General features: G+C 71.0%; 15 protein-coding genes. 13 read left to right on the top strand and 2 right to left on the bottom strand.

The window, feature by feature from the left end; genetic code table 11:
* Positions 1–68: 68 nt before the first annotated feature.
* A complete protein-coding gene (locus OHU74_RS11950) occupies positions 69–638 on the bottom strand; it encodes a vitamin K epoxide reductase family protein (protein WP_371615872.1) in 570 nt (189 codons plus the stop codon).
* A gap of 139 nt (positions 639–777) precedes the next feature.
* Between OHU74_RS11950 and OHU74_RS11945 the strand changes: the two genes are divergently transcribed.
* A complete protein-coding gene (locus tag OHU74_RS11945) occupies positions 778–1926 on the top strand; it encodes an ATP-binding protein (RefSeq protein ID WP_371615871.1) in 1149 nt (382 codons plus the stop codon).
* A gap of 13 nt (positions 1927–1939) precedes the next feature.
* On the opposite strand, the gene OHU74_RS11940 is transcribed toward OHU74_RS11945, so the two are convergent.
* Positions 1940–3004 carry a rod shape-determining protein gene (locus OHU74_RS11940; RefSeq protein ID WP_371615870.1) on the bottom strand — a complete coding sequence of 355 codons (1065 nt, stop codon included), beginning with the start codon at positions 3002–3004 and terminating at the stop codon, positions 1940–1942.
* 118 nt (positions 3005–3122) lie between these two features.
* Here OHU74_RS11940 and OHU74_RS11935 point away from each other — a divergent pair, with 118 nt between their 5' ends.
* The 12 genes from OHU74_RS11935 to OHU74_RS11880 all read left to right on the top strand — a co-directional run bounded on the left by OHU74_RS11935 (position 3123) and on the right by OHU74_RS11880 (position 18241).
* Entirely contained in the window at positions 3123–4637 is a 1515-nt protein-coding gene (locus OHU74_RS11935) for a folylpolyglutamate synthase/dihydrofolate synthase family protein (protein WP_371615869.1), read from the top strand.
* Positions 4638–4640: 3 nt separating this feature from the next.
* Positions 4641–4991, top strand: a complete 351-nt coding sequence (locus OHU74_RS11930; protein ID WP_371615868.1) for a DUF4233 domain-containing protein — start codon at positions 4641–4643, stop codon at positions 4989–4991.
* A 100-nt stretch (positions 4992–5091) separates the two neighbouring features.
* The gene (gene ndk / locus OHU74_RS11925) at positions 5092–5502 is read left to right on the top strand and encodes a nucleoside-diphosphate kinase (RefSeq protein ID WP_214950910.1); all 411 of its coding nucleotides are present in this window, start codon (positions 5092–5094) and stop codon (positions 5500–5502) included.
* A 296-nt stretch (positions 5503–5798) separates the two neighbouring features.
* Positions 5799–6818 carry a rod shape-determining protein gene (locus OHU74_RS11920; RefSeq protein ID WP_069923827.1) on the top strand — a complete coding sequence of 340 codons (1020 nt, stop codon included), beginning with the start codon at positions 5799–5801 and terminating at the stop codon, positions 6816–6818.
* Between the two features lie 162 nt (positions 6819–6980).
* Positions 6981–7922 (top strand): rod shape-determining protein MreC, encoded by a 942-nt coding sequence (gene mreC / locus OHU74_RS11915; protein ID WP_330296390.1) that lies wholly within the window; start codon positions 6981–6983, stop codon positions 7920–7922.
* 12 nt (positions 7923–7934) lie between these two features.
* A complete protein-coding gene (gene mreD / locus OHU74_RS11910; protein WP_371615867.1) occupies positions 7935–8639 on the top strand; it encodes a rod shape-determining protein MreD in 705 nt (234 codons plus the stop codon).
* Between the two features lie 13 nt (positions 8640–8652).
* On the top strand, positions 8653–10830 hold the full coding sequence (gene mrdA / locus OHU74_RS11905; RefSeq protein WP_371615866.1) for a penicillin-binding protein 2: 2178 nt from the start codon (positions 8653–8655) through the stop codon (positions 10828–10830).
* Between the two features lie 6 nt (positions 10831–10836).
* Positions 10837–12036, top strand: a complete 1200-nt coding sequence (rodA, locus tag OHU74_RS11900; protein ID WP_371615865.1) for a rod shape-determining protein RodA — start codon at positions 10837–10839, stop codon at positions 12034–12036.
* An 80-nt stretch (positions 12037–12116) separates the two neighbouring features.
* The gene (locus OHU74_RS11895) at positions 12117–13673 is read left to right on the top strand and encodes a CHAD domain-containing protein (RefSeq protein WP_371615864.1); all 1557 of its coding nucleotides are present in this window, start codon (positions 12117–12119) and stop codon (positions 13671–13673) included.
* A 99-nt stretch (positions 13674–13772) separates the two neighbouring features.
* Positions 13773–15698, top strand: a complete 1926-nt coding sequence (locus tag OHU74_RS11890; protein ID WP_371615863.1) for a TIGR03960 family B12-binding radical SAM protein — start codon at positions 13773–13775, stop codon at positions 15696–15698.
* Between the two features lie 135 nt (positions 15699–15833).
* Entirely contained in the window at positions 15834–17318 is a 1485-nt protein-coding gene (locus OHU74_RS11885) for a hypothetical protein (RefSeq protein WP_371615862.1), read from the top strand.
* Positions 17319–17449: 131 nt separating this feature from the next.
* Positions 17450–18241, top strand: coding sequence for a TIGR03936 family radical SAM-associated protein (locus OHU74_RS11880; protein ID WP_371615861.1), 792 nt, complete (start codon positions 17450–17452; stop codon positions 18239–18241).
* Positions 18242–18459: the final 218 nt, after the last annotated feature.

Raw genomic sequence — 18459 nt, 5'->3', positions numbered from 1 at the left:
GAAGGCCCCCACGCCGTCGGTCGACGTGGGGGCCTTCGCGGTATCTGTTCCCCGTGAGGGGGCGGGTGTCACAGCAGGCGGCTGCCGAATTCCGTCAGGATCAGCGCCGCGACCAGCACGTACAGGGCCAGCGGGACCAGCCAGTGCGGGAGGGCGCGGAGCCGGGAGCCGGCCGGCGCCAGGTGGCGGGTGACGTACCAGAACAGCGGGATCATCACTGCCCATACGATCATGCACCACGGACACAGTGCGCCGATCACGTACAGGCACTGGCTGATCAGCCACACCGTGAAGCCGAACCCGGCCGCGACCCCCGCCCACAGCCCGCGCCACAGCCAGCGGGGGAACACCGCCCCGGCCACCAGGGCCACGCCCAGCGCGGCGAGGGCGGCGAAGCCGGCGATGCCGAGCAGCATGTTCGGGAAGCCCAGCAGGTTGCCCTGCCAGGTGTTCATCACGTCGCCGCAGCTCAGCACCGCGTTGACGTTGCAGCCGGGGGTGAAGAGCGGGTCCTCCAGCGCCCGGATGCGGTCGTAGGTGAGGACTCCGGAGGCCAGCGCGCCGATCAGCCCGCCGATGAGCACGAGCAGGGGCAGGCCCCGCGAGACACGGACGGGGCGGGTTTCGTCGGGGGTCATTCCTCCGACGGTACGAAGCCGGACACCCCGGGCGGCAGGGCCGTTCGGCCATCATCACAAGATCCGGAGTGCCGTATATCACTTTTTAGGCGGCGCAGGCAGATCGGATCCGCGGCACCGACCACGGATGATGGGGGACATGCACGTCAAGCCCGCCGTCTCGGCACTCCACCGGGCCCTGGCCTCCGGCCGCCGGTTCCTCGAGAGCCGGACCGGGTCCCCGCGGGCGATGGACGTGCTCACGGCCGTCGGCTGCTTCGCCCTGATGGCCCTGGACCTGCCCGGTCTGGCCTCCGCCGACAACTCCCTCAACGGCCCGCTCGCCGCCGTGGTGCTGGCCGCGGGGTGCCTCGGCCTGCTGGTGCGCCGCCGCTCGCCCTGGGTCTCGTACCTCACCGCCCTGCTCTTCATCGGCTGGCTCCACGAGCTCACCCTGATCCAGTTCGCTCTCTACTCGGTGGGCCGCTACCGCGGGCGCCGCGCCGGAATCCTCGCCACCCTCGGGTACGTGGCCTTCGCGCTGGTGGTGTTCAGCGTGCCCGGCTGGCCCGAGCCGCGGGCCGATACGCTCAGCTCCTTCCTCAGCCTCGTCGTGCCCATCGGCGTCCTCGCCTCGGCCGTGGGCATCGCCGCGTACCGCCACGACCTCGTGCGCGAGCTCGCCGCGCGCCGGGCGGAGACGGCCGTGCTCCAGGCGGTGGAGCAGGAGCGGACCTCCGTGGCCCGCGACGTCCACGACTTCGTGGGACGCGAGCTGACCCTGCTGACGGTCCGCTCCGAGGTGCTGTCGATGCGGGCGCGCGAGACGGCGTACGCGAAGGACTTCGAGGAGCTCGCCGACACTGCGCGCAGGGCCCACCTGGTGCTCAACGAGATCATCGTCCAGCGCGGGGAACGGGCCGCGACCCCGGGCGTGGAGGGGCTGGCGGAGCTCGCGGAGGAGAGCGGGCGCGCGGGTTCCCCCGTACGGCTCGCCCTGGACCCGGGCGTGCACGGGCTTTCGCCGCTGCGGCAGGCGGCGGTCTACCGGGTGGTGCAGGAGTGTCTGACCAACGCCGCCAAGCACGCCCGCGGCGAAACCATCGACGTGACCATCTCGGCGGACGGCCCGCAGCTGCGGATCGCCGTCAGCAACGGCCTGCCGGAGCGGGGCCCGTCCCGGGCCCCCGTCTCGGCGGGCTCGGGCACGGCGAGCATGTCCGAGCGCGTGCGCAGCCTGGGCGGAACCCTGGCGGCCCGACGCACGGAGGGCTCGTACGAGGTCGTGGCGACCCTCCCGAAGGGCTAGCCAGGCGGGGGCGTCAGGCCTTCGCCGGGGCCAGCAGGCTGCTCAGCTTGTCCATGTCCTCGACGCAGCGGCCCGAGCCCAGCGCGACGCAGTCCAGCGGATCGTCCGCGACGAAGACCGGGATCCCGGTCGCCGAGGCCATCCGCAGGTCCAGGCCGGGCAGCAGCGCGCCGCCTCCGGTCAGGACGATGCCGTGCTCCATGACGTCGCCGGACAGCTCGGGCGGGCACTCCTCCAGGGTGGTGCGCACCGCCGCGATGATGGCCTCGATCGGTTCGTCGAGGGCGGCCCGCACGTCGGTGGCGTCCAGCTGGAGGGTCTTGGGCATGCCGCCGACCTTCTCGCGGCCCCGCACGGTGAAGGTGCGGGTCTCCAGCTCCGGCTGGTCCGGCACCGGCCACGCCGAGCCGATGGCGATCTTGATGTCCTCGGCGGAGCGCTCGCCGATGAGCAGCGAGTGCTCCTTGCGGACGTAGTCGATGATCGCGGAGTCCAGCTTGTCGCCGCCGACCCGCAGCGACTGGGAAGTGACGATTCCGCCCAGCGATATGACCGCGACCTCCGAGGTGCCGCCGCCGATGTCGACGACCATCGAGCCGCGCGGTTCGGACACCGGCAGCCCGGCCCCGATCGCGGCGGCCATCGGCTCCTCGATCAGGTGCACGGTCTTGGCGCCGGCCCGGGTGGAGGCGTGGATGATGGCCCGCCGCTCGACCGGGGTGACCCCGGACGGTACGCAGATCACCATGCGGGTGCGCACCCGGCGGCCGGGGACCGCCTTGCGGACGAAGTGCCGGATCATCTCCTCGGCGGCTTCGTAGTCGCAGATCACGCCGTCCTTGAGCGGGCGGATCGCGGTGATGGAGCCGGGGGTGCGGCCGATGGTCTCCTTGGCTTCGGTGCCCACGGCCAGGGCGGTGGTGGTACCCGCCTTGACGGCTACCACGGACGGCTCATTGAGGACGATGCCGTGCCCCCGTGCGTAGACGAGGGTGTTGGCGGTTCCCAGGTCGATCCCTATGTCGCGGCTGGAAGGGGTCTTGGTCGGACCCGTCTTTTCTATGCGCGCCTGCGGCATTTGTTCCCCAATCTCCTGTCCGCAAGGCTTGCATAACGATCCGGTCGCTCCGGGCGCCGAAGGTCCCGAAACGCCCGGGCCGAAGGTCCTTGCGGCTCTGATCCGTAGACTGGGTCCCGTGAGTGAGCAGCAGCCCGAGAGCCACGATGACAGCTTCGACGAGTTCGACCAGATCGTGGCGGAAGAGTCCGACCGCGATCCCGACCTGGCGGTGATCGCTGCGGGCAGCCGCACCCTGCGCGCGCAGGCCGGTCCGCCGTTGGGCGACCCGGTACCCGATGTCCCGACCGACCCCGAGGTGGCCCAGGCGCTGCGGGAGGTGGAGCAGGAGCTGTCCGGCCGCTGGGGCGAGACCAAGCTGGAGCCGTCCGTCACCCGGATCGCCGCGCTGATGGACGTCCTGGGCGAGCCGCAGCGCGCGTACCCCTCCATCCACGTCACCGGAACCAACGGCAAGACGAGCACGGCCCGCATGATCGAGGCGCTGCTGAACGCCTTCGAGCTGCGCACCGGCCGCTACACCAGCCCGCACGTGTCCTCGGTGACCGAGCGGATCAGCCTGGACGGGGCGCCGATCACCGCGGAGCGGTTCGTGGAGACGTACCACGACATCAAGCCGTACGTGGAGATGGTGGACGCGGCCGAGGAGTTCCGGCTGTCGTTCTTCGAGGTCCTCACCGGGATGGCCTACGCGGCCTTCGCGGATGCCCCGGTGGACGCGGCCGTGATCGAGGTCGGCATGGGCGGCACCTGGGACGCGACCAACGTGATCGACGCCGCGGTGGCCGTGGTCACCCCGATCAGCCTGGACCACACGGACCGCCTCGGCTCCACTCCCGGCGAGATCGCCCAGGAGAAGGGCGGGGTCATCAAGCAGGGCGCCACCGTGATCCTGGCGCAGCAGCCGGTGGACGCGGCGCAGGTCCTGCTGAAGAAGGCCGTCGAGGTCGATGCGACGGTGGCCCGCGAGGGCATGGAGTTCGGCGTCGTCACCCGTGAGATCGCGGTCGGCGGCCAGCAGCTGACGCTGCGCGGGCTGGGCGGCGAGTACGACGGGATCTTCCTTCCGCTGTACGGCGCCCACATGGCGCACAACGCGGCGGTGGCGCTGGCGGCGGTCGAGGCCTTCTTCGGGATCGGCGCGGACCACGCGCGGGCACTGGACGTGGACACCGTGCGCAAGGCCTTCGCCTCGGTGACCTCGCCGGGCCGCATGGAGGTGGTGCGGCGCAGCCCGACGGTGGTCCTGGACGCCGCGCACAACCCGGCCGGGGCGCTGGTCACGGCGGAGGCGGTCACCGAGGCCTTCGGCTTCAGCCGGCTGGTCGGGGTCGTGGGCGCGAGCGAGGGCAAGGACGTGCGGGGGGTCCTGGAGGCCTTCGAGCCGATCTTCGCGGAGGTCGTGGTCACGGAGAACACCAGCCACCGGGCGATGTCCGCCGATGAGCTGGCGGCCGTCGCGGTCGAGGTCTTCGGCGTGGACCGGGTGCAGGTGGAGCCGCGGCTGGACGACGCCCTGGAGGCGGCGATCACGCTGGCCGAGGAAGAGGCCGAGTACGGAGGGGCCGGGGTCCTGGTGACCGGGTCCGTGATCACGGTGGGCGAGGCCCGCCTGCTGCTGAAGAGGGGCTGAGGGATGCGCACGCTGTGTGCTTCGACGCTGATCGGCGAGTTCTTCGTGATCGGGTTCGCCGGACTGGTGGCGATGAAGGGCGACCTGAGCCAGGCCACGGTCTGGACGGTCTGCGGGATCGCGATGCTGCTGTCGGTGCTGCTGTGCGGGATGCTGTCCCGCCCGGGGGCCGTGCAGATCGGCTGGGCGCTGCAGATCGGGCTGATCCTGAGCGGGCTGGTCGTCCCGATGATGTTCTTCCTGGGCGCGGTCTTCGCGGGCCTGTGGTGGTGCTCGATCCACTACGGCCGCCGCATCGACGACATCAAGGCCCGCTGGGCGGCGGCGCAGATCGAGGTCGAGGCCCAGGCCTGACCGAGGTCGAGGTCCGGGCCCAGCCGAGGCCGAGGCCCGGGCCCGCCACGAACCCCTGTAGATTCGCCCTACCGCACCGTATGCCGCAAGGAGCCGAAACATGACCCAGCGCACGCTCGTCCTGCTCAAGCCCGACGCCGTCCGTCGAGGCCTGATCGGCGAGATCGTCGGCCGCATCGAGCGGAAGGCCGGCTGGACCATTCCCGCGCTCGAACTGCGCACGCTGGACCAGGAGACCCTGGAAGCGCACTACGGGGAGCACAAGGGCAAGGTCTTCTACGAGCCCCTCATGGGCTTCATGGCCAGCGGCCCGGTCGTGGCCCTGGTCGTCGAAGGGGAACGCGTGATCGAGGGTGTCCGCCAGCTGGCCGGACCCACTGACCCGATCGCCGCGGCGCCCGGCTCCATCCGGGGGGATTTCGGCACCGTGACCCGGGAGAACCTGATCCACGCCTCGGACTCCGAGGAGTCCGCCGAGCGTGAGCTGAAGCTGTTCTTCCCGGCGCTGTGATCACTCTTTCCTGACGGAACATCAGCCGAATAGCGCTCATGACCTGGGGCGACCGAAGTAATTTCGGTCGCCCTTTGGTATTACCGGTGATTACCGGGAACGCATCGACAGGACACGACGTCACCACTATGGGGGCGGGTATCCATTCCGGCGGGATCGCCGGAGTCCCGTCGCGCGGTGTCCGTACTTGCGGCACTACGATGGGGCCTCCACCCACACACCCACCTCGCCGACCTGACAGCAGCTGCTATCAACTGGAAGGCCAGACGCTCCTCATGGGGAACAAGGGGAACTACATGTCGTTCATCGGCCGTGACATGGCGATCGACCTCGGGACCGCCAACACGCTGGTGTACGTGCGTGGCCGGGGGATCGTCCTGAACGAGCCGTCCGTGGTCGCCATCAACACGAACACCGGCGGCATCCTGGCGGTCGGCTCCGAGGCGAAGAAGATGATCGGCCGGACGCCCGGCAACATCGTCGCGGTCCGGCCCCTCAAGGACGGCGTGATCGCCGACTTCGAGATCACCGAGCGCATGCTCCGGTACTTCATCCTCAAGATCCACAAGCGCCGCTACCTGGCCCGCCCGCGCGTCGTGGTCTGCGTACCCTCCGGCATCACGGGAGTGGAGCGCCGCGCCGTCATCGAGGCGTCCACGCAGGCCGGTGCCCGCCAGGTGCACATCATCGAAGAGCCGATGGCCGCCGCCATCGGCGCGGGCCTGCCCGTCCACGAGGCCACCGGCAACATGGTCGTGGACATCGGCGGCGGCACCACCGAGGTCGCCGTCATCTCCCTCGGCGGAATCGTCACGGCACAGTCCATCCGGGTGGCCGGCGACGAGCTGGACAACGCGATCATCCAGCACATCAAGAAGGAGTACTCCCTCCTCCTCGGTGAGCGGACCGCGGAGCAGATCAAGATCACCATCGGGTCGGCCTACGACCTCGACAAGGACGAGCACACCGAGATCCGCGGCCGCGACCTGGTCTCCGGCCTCCCGAAGACCGTCGTGATCTCGGCCGCCGAGGTCCGCAAGGCGATCGAGGAGCCGGTCAACGCGATCGTCGACGCGGTCAAGACCACCCTCGACAAGTGCCCGCCGGAGCTCTCCGGCGACATCATGGACCGCGGCATCGTCCTCACCGGCGGCGGCGCCCTGCTCCGCGGCCTCGACGAGCGGCTGCGCCGCGAGACGGGCATGCCCATCCACATCGCCGAGGACCCGCTCGACTCCGTCGCGCTCGGATCCGGCAAGTGCGTAGAGGAGTTCGAGGCCCTCCAGCAGGTCCTGGACGCCCAGCCCCGGCGCTGACCCTCCCCGGGGGGTACGAGGAACACCAACGATCCGCCGTACGGGTGCTACCGGGCCCGTGCGGCGGATCGTTGATATACAGGCAAGGTCCGGTGCGAGCCCCGGCTCCACCGGAGCGGCTTCGCCGCACGGAGAACTACGAGGAAGGCACGGCCGCCGCACGTGAGGGACACACGAGAAAGCCGGCTGCTCCTGGTGCTTCTGATCGCCATCGCGTTCGCATTGATCACGGTGGACATCAGAACGGGCGAGGAGTCGCCGGTCGACGGTGCCCGACAGGCCGCCGCAGCGGTCTTCGGGCCGGTCGAGAAGGGCGTGGCGAAAGGGGTCGATCCGGTCGCCAACGCCATAGGGGCGGTACGGGACTCCGGCGAGCGGCACAACCGCATCGCCACGCTGGAGCGCGAGAACGCGGCACTGAAGGCCAAGCTCGGCAGCGACGACCAGACCCGCAGCCGGATCCGCGAGCTGGACGAGATGCTCAAGCGCGCGGGCGCCGGACAGTACGGCATCAAGGGCGCCGAGGTCATCGCCATAGGAGCGGCCCAGGGCTTCTCCTGGACCGTGACCATCGACGCCGGCACCAAGGACGGCATCGAGCGCGACATGACGGTCCTCAACGGGGACGGACTCGTCGGCCGGGTCGCCACCGTCGGCCCCGACACCGCCACCGTGGTCCTCGCCAACGACCCCGACTTCACCGTCGGCACCCGCCTGGAGAAGACCGGCGAGCTCGGCTTCGCCACCGGACAGGGCGACCGCTCGCTGTCCGTGCAGATGCTCAACGGCAAGGCCAAGGTCGCCCCCGGCGACCGCCTCGTGACCTTCGGATCGCGCGGCAACAAGCCCTTCGTCCCCGGCGTCCCGATCGGCGAGGTGGTCAAGGTCGACCCCTCGCGCGGTGACCTGACCCGGACGATCTGGATCCGCCCCTACGTGGGCTTCTCCCGCCTGGACATCGTCGGCGTCGTGGTGATGCCCCCGCGCGAGGACCCGCGCGACGCCGTCCTGCCTCCCAAGCCCGAGGCACCCAAGCCCACCCCGACGGTCACCGTCACGGTCACGCCGTCGCCCGGCGCGTCCGGCAAGCCGGCCGACGAGTAGGAGCCGACCATCATGCGCTTCAACCGGATCCTGCTCTCGGCGACGCTCGTCGTGGTAGCCCTCGTCGTCCAGGTCTCCATCCTGGGAAGGCTCCAACTCCCCGGAGCCGTCCCCGACCTGGTCCTGCTCACCGTCGTCGCCCTCGCACTCGTGTACGGGTGCGTCAGCGGTGCGCTCATCGGCTTCACCGCCGGCCTCCTCACCGACCTGGCCCCGCCCGCCGACCACGCCGCCGGCCGCTACGCGCTCGTGCTCTGCGTCATCGGCTACGTCGCCGGCCTGGTCCGACCCGACACCGGACGCTTCCGCTCCGCCTGGGGCCCGATGCTCACCGTCGTCGGCGCGGCCTTCGCCTCCACCCTGCTCTACGCGGGCGTCGGCGCCCTGGTCGGCGACACCGCCGCCCGCCACGTGGGTCTGACCGGGCTGCTGTTCACCGCCGTCCTCTACGACCTGCTGCTCGCGCCCTTCACCGTGCCGTTCATCATGGCGCTGGCCCGCCGCGCGGAGAACGACCCGATGGCCGTCGAGGCCAACGGCGGCCCGCCGTCCGGCAAGGACATCGCCTCCGGCTGGCTGGCCGGCGGCACCGGCCTGCGGATCGGCAGCCAGCGCGGCGGCCTGCGGATGAAGACCGCCCGCAGCCGCGCCAACCGGGCCGGCCGGATAAAGGGCGTCAAGGGAATCAAGGGTGTGAAGAGCGTCAAGAAGCTGTGAGGGAGGAGTCCCCGTGACCAACATTCCGGAGACCGGACGCACCTCCCGGGTGCGGATCCGGCTCGTGATCATCCAGGTCCTCGTCTTCTCCCTGCTCTGCACCCTCGGCGGGCGCCTGTGGTACCTCCAGATCCGCAACGGCGACGAGTACTCCCACGAGGCCAAGAACAACCACGTCCAGCAGGTGGTCCAGCCCGCCGTGCGCGGCTCGATCCTCGACGCCCGCGGGGTCCCGCTCGCCGACAACGAGACCCGCCTCGTCGTCTCCGCCAGCCGCACCGAGCTGATGAAGATGAAGGACCGCGGCAAGGCCGTGCTCGCCCAGCTCGCCGGAGTCCTCGACATGAGGCCACAGGACGTCGCCTACAAGATCCGGCTCTGCAACAACGAGACCCCGCAGCCCTGCTGGAACGGCTCCCCGTACCAGCCGATCCCGGTCACCAACAAGGCCACCACCCAGCAGGCCCTGCAGATCCGCGAGCGCCCCGAGGACTTCCCCGGGATCACCGCCGAGCCCACCGCCGTACGCCGCTACCCGGCCCCCGGCGGCGCCAACACCGGCCAGGTCCTCGGCTACCTCGGCCCGGTCACCGACGCGGAGATCATCAAGGCGAAGACCACCAACTCGCCGTTCCTGCGCTCCGACCAGGTCGGCCGCTTCGGCATCGAGCGCACGTACGACAAGGAGCTCCGCGGCAAGTCGGGCGTCACCCGCTACGAGGTGGACAACCTCGGCCGGGTCATCGGCATGGCCAGGAACGACCCGGCAGTCCCCGGCGCCAACCTCGTCACCAGCATCGACGCCCGGGTCCAGGGCGTCGCCGAGTTCGAGCTGAACGCGGCCATGCTGGAGGCGCGCAAGCAGATCGACCGCAACACCGGCGTCCCCTACAAGGCGGACGCGGGCGCCATCGTCGTCCTGGAGTCCAAGACCGGCCGGGTCGTGGCCATGGCCTCCAACCCGAGCTACGACCCCAACGTGTGGGTCGGCGGCATCTCCGGCAAGGACTACGCCAAGCTCACCGCCAAGGAGTCCAACGTCCCGCTGATGAACCGGGCGATCCAGGGCCAGGCCGCCCCGGGCTCCATCTTCAAGGTCATCCCGACCGCCGCCGCGGTCAACGCCGGATACAAGTTCGACGGCGAGTACCCCTGCCCCGCTTCGTACTCCATCGGCGGCCAGGTCTTCAAGAACTTCGAATCCCAGGGCCACGGCAGCATCACCCTCGGCCAGGCCCTCGAAGTCTCCTGCGACACCGTGTTCTACGCGCTGGGCCACAAGGAATGGCTCAAGGACGGCGGGCTCAAGCCGAAGAAGAACCCGGCGCAGATCTTCTACAAGACCGCCCATCAGTTCGGCCTCGGCGCCGAGACCCACGTGGACCTGCCCGGCGAGGAGAAGGGCCGGGTCCCCGACCGCGAGTGGAAGCAGCGGTTCTGGGAGGCCAACAAGGACGGGTGGTGCAAGACCGGCAAGAAGGGCGGCACCTACGTCGAGCTGCTGTCCTACGAGAACTGCCTCGAAGGCAACCTCATGCGCGCCGGTGACGCCGTCAACTACTCCATCGGGCAGGGCGACACCCTCGTCACCCCGATCCAGATGGCCACCATCTACGCGGCCATCTCCAACGGCGGCACCATGTGGAACCCCACCATCGGCAAGGCCATCATCAGCGCCGACGGCAAGCACATCGAAGAGATCAAGCCCGAGGCCCACGGCAAGCTCCCCATGGACGAGCACACCCGGCAGCAGATGGTCGGAGCCCTGGAGGGCGTCGCCGTCCGCGGTACCGCCGCCTGGCGCTTCGGCGGCTGGCCCCAGAAGCAGATCCCGATGCACGCCAAGACCGGTACCGCCGAGGTCTACGGCAAGCAGACCACCTCCTGGTTCGCCACCTTCACCGACGACTACACGATCGTCATGACCATCTCCCAGGGCGGCACCGGCTCCGGTGCGTCGGGCCCCGCCGTCCGCAACGTCTACAACGCCATCTACGGTCTCGACATGGCCGGAAAGCAGGACCTGAAGGCGGCACTGCTGCTCCACCCCGAGGCCAAGCTCCCCACCATCCAGGCAGACGGCTCCATCGACTCACCCGAGATCAGGCCGTACGTGCCCCCGTCCCCGGAAGACCTGGCGCCGGCCCCGCTCGCCGGGCCGCCCGCCCCGCCCGCCGCACGGCAGGACTGAACCCTGATGCAGACCGCGAACAAGTTCTCCGTATCCCGGTACGCGCCGGAGCGCGGGGCGATGGCCAAGCTCACCGCCCGCGACTCCGTGGTGCGCCGGCTCGACTGGCCGATACTCCTCTCCGCGATCGCCCTCTCCCTCATCGGCTCCCTGCTGGTGTGGTCGGCGACCCGCAACCGGACCTCCCTGAACCAGGGGGACCCGTACTACTTCCTCTTCCGGCACGCCATGAACACCGGAATCGGCCTCGTGCTGATGATCGCCACGGTCTGGCTCGGCCACCGCACCCTGCGCGGGGCCGTGCCGATCCTCTACGGGCTCTCCGTCGTGCTGATCCTGGCCGTCCTCACCCCGCTCGGCGCCACCATCAACGGCGCCCACGCCTGGATCGTCATCGGCGGCGGCTTCTCGCTCCAGCCCTCCGAATTCGTGAAGATCACGATCATCCTCGGCATGGCGATGCTCCTCGCCGCACGGGTCGACGCGGGCGACCTCGCCAACCCCGACCACCGCACGGTCGTCAAGGCCCTGTGCCTGGCGGCCGCCCCGATGGGCATCATCATGCTGATGCCCGACCTCGGATCCGTCATGGTCATGGTCGTCATCGTGCTCGGCGTCCTGCTGGCCTCCGGCGCCTCCAACCGGTGGGTGCTGGGTCTGCTCGGCTCGGGCGTCGCCGGCGCCGTCCTGATCTGGCAGCTCGGCATCCTCGACGAGTACCAGATCAACCGCTTCGCCGCCTTCGCCAACCCCGAGCTCGACCCCGCCGGCGTCGGCTACAACACCAACCAGGCGCGCATCGCCATCGGCTCCGGCGGCCTGACCGGCTCCGGGCTCTTCCACGGCTCGCAGACCACCGGCCAGTTCGTGCCCGAGCAGCAGACCGACTTCGTCTTCACGGTCGCGGGGGAGGAGCTGGGCTTCGTCGGAGCCGGGCTGATCCTCGTCCTGCTCGGCGTCATCCTGTGGCGGGCCTGCGTCATCGCCCGCGAGACCACCGAGCTCTACGGCACCATCGTCTGCGCCGGGATCATCGCCTGGTTCGCCTTCCAGGCCTTCGAGAACATCGGGATGACGCTCGGAATCATGCCGGTGGCGGGGCTCCCGCTGCCGTTCGTCTCCTACGGAGGATCGTCGATGTTCGCCGTGTGGGTGGCCATCGGACTGCTCCAGTCGATCAGGGTGCAGCGGCCGATGTCGGCCTGATCGGCCCGCCCGGGGCCGCTTTTGCGCCGCTCTCCCCGTTCACCCTCACGTCGCCGTCCGTTCAGGACTAGGTTCGGTTCATGGTGGACACGAAGCGCGAGATCGAGCGGAAATTCGAGTTCTCTACGGCGAAACAGACCCGGCGCGGGGTGCCGGACCTGACGGGCACGGCCGCCGTCGCGGCCGTCACCGACCAGGGCACTGTGCACCTCGACGCCGTCTACTACGACACCCCCGACCAGCGGCTCGCGGCCGACGGGCTCACCCTGCGCCGCCGCACCGGCGGCGCGGACGCGGGCTGGCACCTCAAACTGCCCGTCGCCCCCGGCGTGCGCGACGAGATCACCGCCCCCCTCAGCGACACCGTGCCCGGCCCGCTGGCCGCCCTGCTCCGCTCCCGCATCCGCGACACCGCCCTGGAACCGCAGGTCAGACTGGTGTCCTCGCGCAAGGTCAGCCACCTCCTCGACGCCGACGGCGCGCTCCTCGCGGAACTGTCCACCGACGCGGTACGCGCCTGGGGGTCCCCCCGGACGGAGTCTGGGGGATGCGCCGAAACCACCGCCGCCTGGACCGAAGTCGAGGTGGAACTCGCCGACGGAGCGGACCCGGCGCTGCTCGACGCCGTGGAGAAGAAGTTCCGCAAGGCCGGGCTGCTCGTCTCTGCCGCCCCCTCGAAGCTGGCCCGGGCGCTCGCCGAAACCTCCGCCGAACCGCCGCCCCGGCCCCTGGGGGGCGGGCCCGAGGGCACGGCGGGCGCGTACGTGCTCTCGTACCTGCGCGAACAGCGCGACACCCTGATCGCCCAGGACCCCGCCGTCCGCCGCGGCCTGCCCGACTCCGTCCACCAGATGCGGGTCGCCACCAGGAGACTGCGCAGCGCCTTCAAGACCTACCGCCGGATCCTGGACCCCGCCGAGACCGGCCCGGTCGGCGGGGAGCTGCGCTGGCTCGCCGCCGAGCTCGGCGTCGACCGCGACCAGGAAGTGCTGCTGGAGCGGATCCAGACCGGGCTCGACGGACTGCCGCGCACCCTGCAGCTGGGCCCGGTCCGCGGCCGCCTCAAGGTCTGGAACACCGCCCGCCGCACCGGTTCGCGCCGGGCGGCGCTGGCCGCGCTCGACAGCCGCCGCTACCTGGCCCTGCTCGACGCCCTCGACGCGCTGCTCGCCGATCCGCCGCTGCAGAAGGCCGCCGGCCGGCCCGCCCGGGCGACCCTGCCCGTAACGGTCCTCGGCGACTACGCGCGCCTCGCCGGCCGGGTCGAGGGCGCGCTGGCCATGGACCCGGGCCCCGACCGGGACCTGGCCCTGCACGAGGCGCGCAAGGCGGCCAAGCGCGCCCGCTACGCCGCGGAGGCGGCGGCCCCGGCCCTCGGCAAACCCGCCCGCCGCCTGGCCGAGGCGCTGCAGGCGGTCCAGACCCTGCTCGGCGACCACCAGGACGGCGTGGTGGCCCGGGGCGCCCTGCGCGGCCTCGCCGTCCAGGCGGCGGGCGCGGGGGAGTCGGCCTTCACCTGGGGCGTGCTCTATGCCCGCGAGGAGGCACTGTCCGAGCGCCGGGAGCGGGAGCTCCCCGAGGTGTGGGCGGCGGCCTCGGCGCCCGCGTCGGCACTGCGGGCCGAGGCGGGCCCGTGACCGACGGGAGGCCCGGGGGCGGCGTGATCTTGCGGCGGGGGGCCGGCGGGCCTCGGGGTACGCTTGAGAGTCGCCCCCTGCCCGCTTCACGAAAGTCGCGTGATGACCGAGTCGGTCTTCCCTCAGCTTGAGGCCCTGCTTCCGCACGTCCAGAAGCCGATCCAGTACGTCGGCGGTGAGCTCAACTCCACGGTCAAGCCGTGGGAGAGCGCCGATGTCCGCTGGGCGCTGATGTACCCGGACGCGTACGAGGTCGGGCTGCCCAACCAGGGCGTCATGATCCTGTACGAGGTGCTCAACGAGCGCGAGGGCGTGCTCGCGGAGCGCACGTACAGCGTGTGGCCGGACCTCGAAGAGCTGATGCGCGAGCACAAGGTGCCCCAGTTCACCGTGGACAGCCACCGCCCGGTCGGGGACTTCGACGTGTTCGGGCTCTCCTTCTCCACCGAGCTCGGCTACACCAACATGCTCACGGCCCTGGACCTCGCGGGCATCCCGCTGGAGGCGAAGAACCGTACGGTCGACCACCCCATCGTGCTCGCGGGCGGCCACGCGGCCTTCAACCCCGAGCCGATCGCGGAGTTCATCGACTGCGCGATCATCGGCGACGGCGAGCAGGCCGTCCTCGACATGACCGAGATCATCCGCGCCTGGAAGGCCGAAGGCCGCCCGGGCGGGCGCGAAGAGGTGCTCCTGCGTCTCGCGAAGACCGGCGGCGTCTACGTGCCGGGCTTCTACGACGTCGAGTACCTGCCGGACGGCCGCATCGGCCGTGTCGTCCCGAACCGCTCCGGCGTGCCGTGGCGCGTGTCCAAGCACACGGTCATGGACCTCGACGAGTGGCCCTACCCCAAGCAGCCCCTGGTCCCGCTCGCCGAGACCGTCCACGAGCGCATGTCCGTGGAGATCTTCCGCGGCTGCACCCGCGGCTGCCGTTTCTGCCAGGCCGGCATGATCACGCGCCCCGTGCGGGAGCGAAGCATCACCGGCATCGGCGAAATGGTGGAGCGCGGCCTCAAGGCGACGGGCTTCGAAGAGGTCGGTCTCCTCTCGCTCTCCTCGGCGGACCACACCGAGATCGCGGACATCGCCAAGGGCCTGGCCGACCGCTACACGGACGACAAGGTGGGCCTGTCCCTCCCGTCGACCCGCGTGGACGCCTTCAACGTCGACCTGGCCAACGAGCTGACCCGCAACGGCCGTCGCTCCGGTCTGACCTTCGCCCCCGAGGGCGGCTCCGAGCGCATGCGCAAGGTCATCAACAAGATGGTCTCGGAAGAGGACCTGATCCGGACGGTCTCCACGGCGTACGGCAACGGCTGGCGCCAGGTGAAGCTGTACTTCATGGTCGGCCTGCCGACCGAGACCGACGAGGACGTGCTCCAGATCGGCGACATGGCGGTCAACGTCATCGCCAAGGGCCGCGAGGTCTCCGGCCAGAACGACATCCGCTGCACCGTCTCGATCGGCGGCTTCGTCCCCAAGCCGCACACCCCCTTCCAGTGGGCCCCGCAGCTGTCGGCCGAGGAGACGGACGCCCGCCTCGGCAAGCTCCGCGACAAGCTCCGCGGCGACAAGAAGTACGGCCGCTCCATCGGCTTCCGCTACCACGACGGCAAGCCGGGCGTCGTCGAGGGCCTGCTCTCGCGCGGCGACCGCCGCGTCGGCGACGTCATCCGCGCCGTGTACGAGGCCGGCGGCCGTTTCGACGGCTGGCGCGAGCACTTCTCCTACGACGGCTGGATGCGGGCCGCCGAGAAGACGCTGCCCGCCTACGGCGTGGACGTGGCCTGGTACACGACCCGCGAGCGCACCTACGAGGAGGTCCTCCCGTGGGACCACCTGGACTCGGGCCTCGACAAGGAATGGCTCTGGGAGGACTGGCAGGACGCCCTCGACGAGACCGAGGTCGAGGACTGCCGCTGGACCCCGTGCTTCGACTGTGGCGTGTGTCCTCAGATGGACACGAGCATCCAGATCGGTCCGACGGGCAAGAAGCTGCTGCCGCTGACGGTAGTGAAGTAACCGGCGGCTCCTGCTCGGCGCGATGCCCCTCACCGGGAACGGTGGGGGGCATTTCCCGTTCCCCGGGCCGGGCTGCCCGGCCGCAATCAGGGCCCCCGGTGCAACGGCGGGTGGCGGTGGTGTGTCCTTACGGGCATGGAACTCGACAAGTCGCAGCCGCAACCGCAGGGCGAGGGCTGTCTGGTGGGGGTCGTCCGGGTACCCGTGAAGGTCGTGGCGGTGCTGATCGTGCTGCCCGTACGGATGGTGTGGGACCTGCTCGTCGCCCTCGCGAGGATGCTGCACCGCTCGGTCCTGGGACCGCTGGGGCGGGGACTGGCCTGGTTCTGGGAACGGGCCGTGGTGCCGGTGCTGCGCGGGATCGAGTGGCTGATCGAGACCCTGGTCAAGCTGGTCTTCTACTGGCCCTGGGTGGGGCTGTGGCGGTACGCCGCGCTCCCGCTCGGGCGGGCGGTCTACGCGTACGTGCTGCGGCCGCTCGGGCAGGGGGCCGTCTGGATGGCGAGGGCGGTCTACGCGTACCTGCTGCGGCCCGTGGGCAAGGGGCTCAAGTGGGGCTCCTGGGCACTGGGGATGGCGGTCTTCGTCTGGCCGTGGGTGGGGCTGTGGCGGTACGTGGTCGTGCCGGTCGGGCGGGGGATCGGGTGGTGTGGGCGGGGCGTTTACGCCTACGGGCTGGTTCCGCTGGGGCAGGGGCTGTTGTGGCTCGGGCGGGCGTTCCACGCGCACGTGCTGCGCCCCTTCGGCGAGGGGCTGCTCCGGCTCGGCCGGGGCGGGGGCCGGTACCTGCTGCTGCCGTTGGCCAAGGGGCTGAGGTGGGGCTTCTGGGCACTGGGGATGGCGGTCTTCGTCTGGCCGTGGGCAGGGCTGTGGCGGTACGTGCTGGTGCCGCTCGGGCGGGGGATCGGGTGGTGTGGGCGGGGCGTTTACGCCTACGGGCTGGTTCCGCTGGGGCGGGGGTTGTTGTGGCTCGGGAGGGGGCTCCGGTGGCTGGGTGCGGCCGCGGTGCGGTACCTGCTCGTGCTGCCCGCGCTCGGCATCGGGTGGCTGGCCGGCGCCGGGTACCGGTACCTCCTCGTCCCCGTCGGGAAGGCCCTCGGGTGGCTCCTCGTCCGCGCCCTCGCCTACGGCGTCCTGTGGCCCTGCGTCGCACTGTGGCGGTACGTGCTCGCACCGCTCGGGTGGGGCCTGTGCACGTACCTGCTCGCACCGCTCGGGCGGTTGCTCGTCGGGGCCTGGCATCTCGCCGGGCGGGCGAGCCGGGCCCTGGGGCGCGGGCTCGTACTGCTGTGGCGCGGGCTCGTCGTCCGGCCGGTCGCCTGGGCCTACCGGCGGATCGCCACTCCCGTCGGGCACGCCGTCCGGGCCGGGTGGAGCGCGGCGCGCCGCGCGGTGCGGACGGCGTACCGGCACACCGTCACTCCGGTCGGCCACCTCGTCCGCGAAGTGTGGAGCACCTCCCGCCTCGCGGTGCGCGAGGCGCGGGCCGACGTACGGCGGATGCTGTTCGGGGGGCCCACCCGGGAACCAGTCAGGTCACGGGCGCGTACTCTGGGTAGTAAGACAGCCGTAGGCGACACGCCCGCCACTCCCGAGATCTCCCTGCACAAGCAGGGGTGAGCCGGAGGGCAGGACGCGGCCCGCCCGCAGGCTCCACAGACCTCAGGGCGACGCGCGAGCCGCGAAGCCCCGCACAAGGAGAAGAACCACTGGGCAAGCGACAGCCCGAAGGCCCGCCTCCCGCACCGGTGGTGCAGCGCATTCGTCTGCGCTACACCAAGCGCGGCCGCCTCCGGTTCACCAGCCACCGGGACTTCCAGCGCGCCTTCGAGCGGGCCCTGCGCCGCTCCGAGGTGCCCATGGCGTACTCGGCGGGCTTCACCCCCCACCCGCGCGTCTCGTACGCGAACGCCGCCCCCACCGGGACCGGCAGCGAGGCCGAATACCTGGAGATCGCCCTCGCCGAGCCCCGCGATCCCGCGAAGCTGCGCGAGCTGCTCGACGAGTCGATGCCCGTGGGCCTTGACATCATCGATGCCGTGGAGGCCCGTACGTCGGGGCTCGCCGAGCGGCTGACGGCCTCCGTCTGGGAACTGCGCCTGGACGGCGTGGATCCCGCGGACGCCGAGCGGGCCGTCGAGGCCTTCCTCGCCGCCGAGACGGTCGAGGTCCAGCGCCGCACCAAGAACGGCATGCGGACCTTCGACACGCGCGGCGCCGTGGTCACTCTGGAAACGGTTCCCGTATCGGCCACCGAACCGGCTGATAGGACCCGGGACAATGCCTGTGCGATACTGCGGCTGGTTGTTCGGCATCTGACACCTGCCGTGCGACCCGACGACGTCCTGTCCGGTCTCCGAGCTGTGGCCGACCTAACGCCGCCGGTCCCCGCAGCGGTGACCAGGCTGGCGCAGGGGCTCTTCGACGAGGAGTCCGGCACGGTGACCGACCCGCTCGCGCCCGACCGCGAGGCAGTCACGACCGCCCCACCCACGGCGGCCGTAGCCGCCGACGCGAAGGCGCCGGAAGGTCCCGCCGCGTAGGGATCGTCGTCGTCGCGCAGCCCTGGCACTCGGGAGCCACCTGGGTCGGGCCGCGCACAGACCTGAAGACTTCCGCCAGGCCGTACGAACTACCACGTACGGAACCGGCGGCCATTGAACTGAGCTCCCGTGTGGCGAACGCGCCCCGGAGGCCGGTTCCGCATTCACAGTGCGGAGCCGTGCCGGACCGGAAGTCAGCCGCGGCGCCCGGGAGCGTG

The organism is Streptomyces sp. NBC_00454, from assembly GCF_041434015.1.
Lineage (GTDB): Bacteria > Actinomycetota > Actinomycetes > Streptomycetales > Streptomycetaceae > Streptomyces.
The sequence above is the reverse complement of the archived record's forward strand: the minus strand, read 5'-3'. Positions and strand labels throughout refer to the sequence as shown.

Bases quoted from the DNA above. Each gene is read 5' to 3' on its own strand.
- OHU74_RS11950 (WP_371615872.1), bottom strand. From the start codon at position 638: ATGACCCCCGACGAAACCCGCCCCGTCCGTGTCTCGCGGGGCCTGCCC.
- OHU74_RS11945 (WP_371615871.1), top strand. From the start codon at position 778: ATGCACGTCAAGCCCGCCGTCTCGGCACTCCACCGGGCCCTGGCCTCC.
- OHU74_RS11940 (WP_371615870.1), bottom strand. From the start codon at position 3,004: ATGCCGCAGGCGCGCATAGAAAAGACGGGTCCGACCAAGACCCCTTCC.
- OHU74_RS11930 (WP_371615868.1), top strand. From the start codon at position 4,641: ATGCGCACGCTGTGTGCTTCGACGCTGATCGGCGAGTTCTTCGTGATC.
- ndk (WP_214950910.1), top strand. From the start codon at position 5,092: ATGACCCAGCGCACGCTCGTCCTGCTCAAGCCCGACGCCGTCCGTCGA.
- OHU74_RS11920 (WP_069923827.1), top strand. From the start codon at position 5,799: ATGTCGTTCATCGGCCGTGACATGGCGATCGACCTCGGGACCGCCAAC.
- mreD (WP_371615867.1), top strand. From the start codon at position 7,935: ATGCGCTTCAACCGGATCCTGCTCTCGGCGACGCTCGTCGTGGTAGCC.
- rodA (WP_371615865.1), top strand. From the start codon at position 10,837: ATGCAGACCGCGAACAAGTTCTCCGTATCCCGGTACGCGCCGGAGCGC.
- OHU74_RS11895 (WP_371615864.1), top strand. From the start codon at position 12,117: ATGGTGGACACGAAGCGCGAGATCGAGCGGAAATTCGAGTTCTCTACG.
- OHU74_RS11885 (WP_371615862.1), top strand. From the start codon at position 15,834: ATGGAACTCGACAAGTCGCAGCCGCAACCGCAGGGCGAGGGCTGTCTG.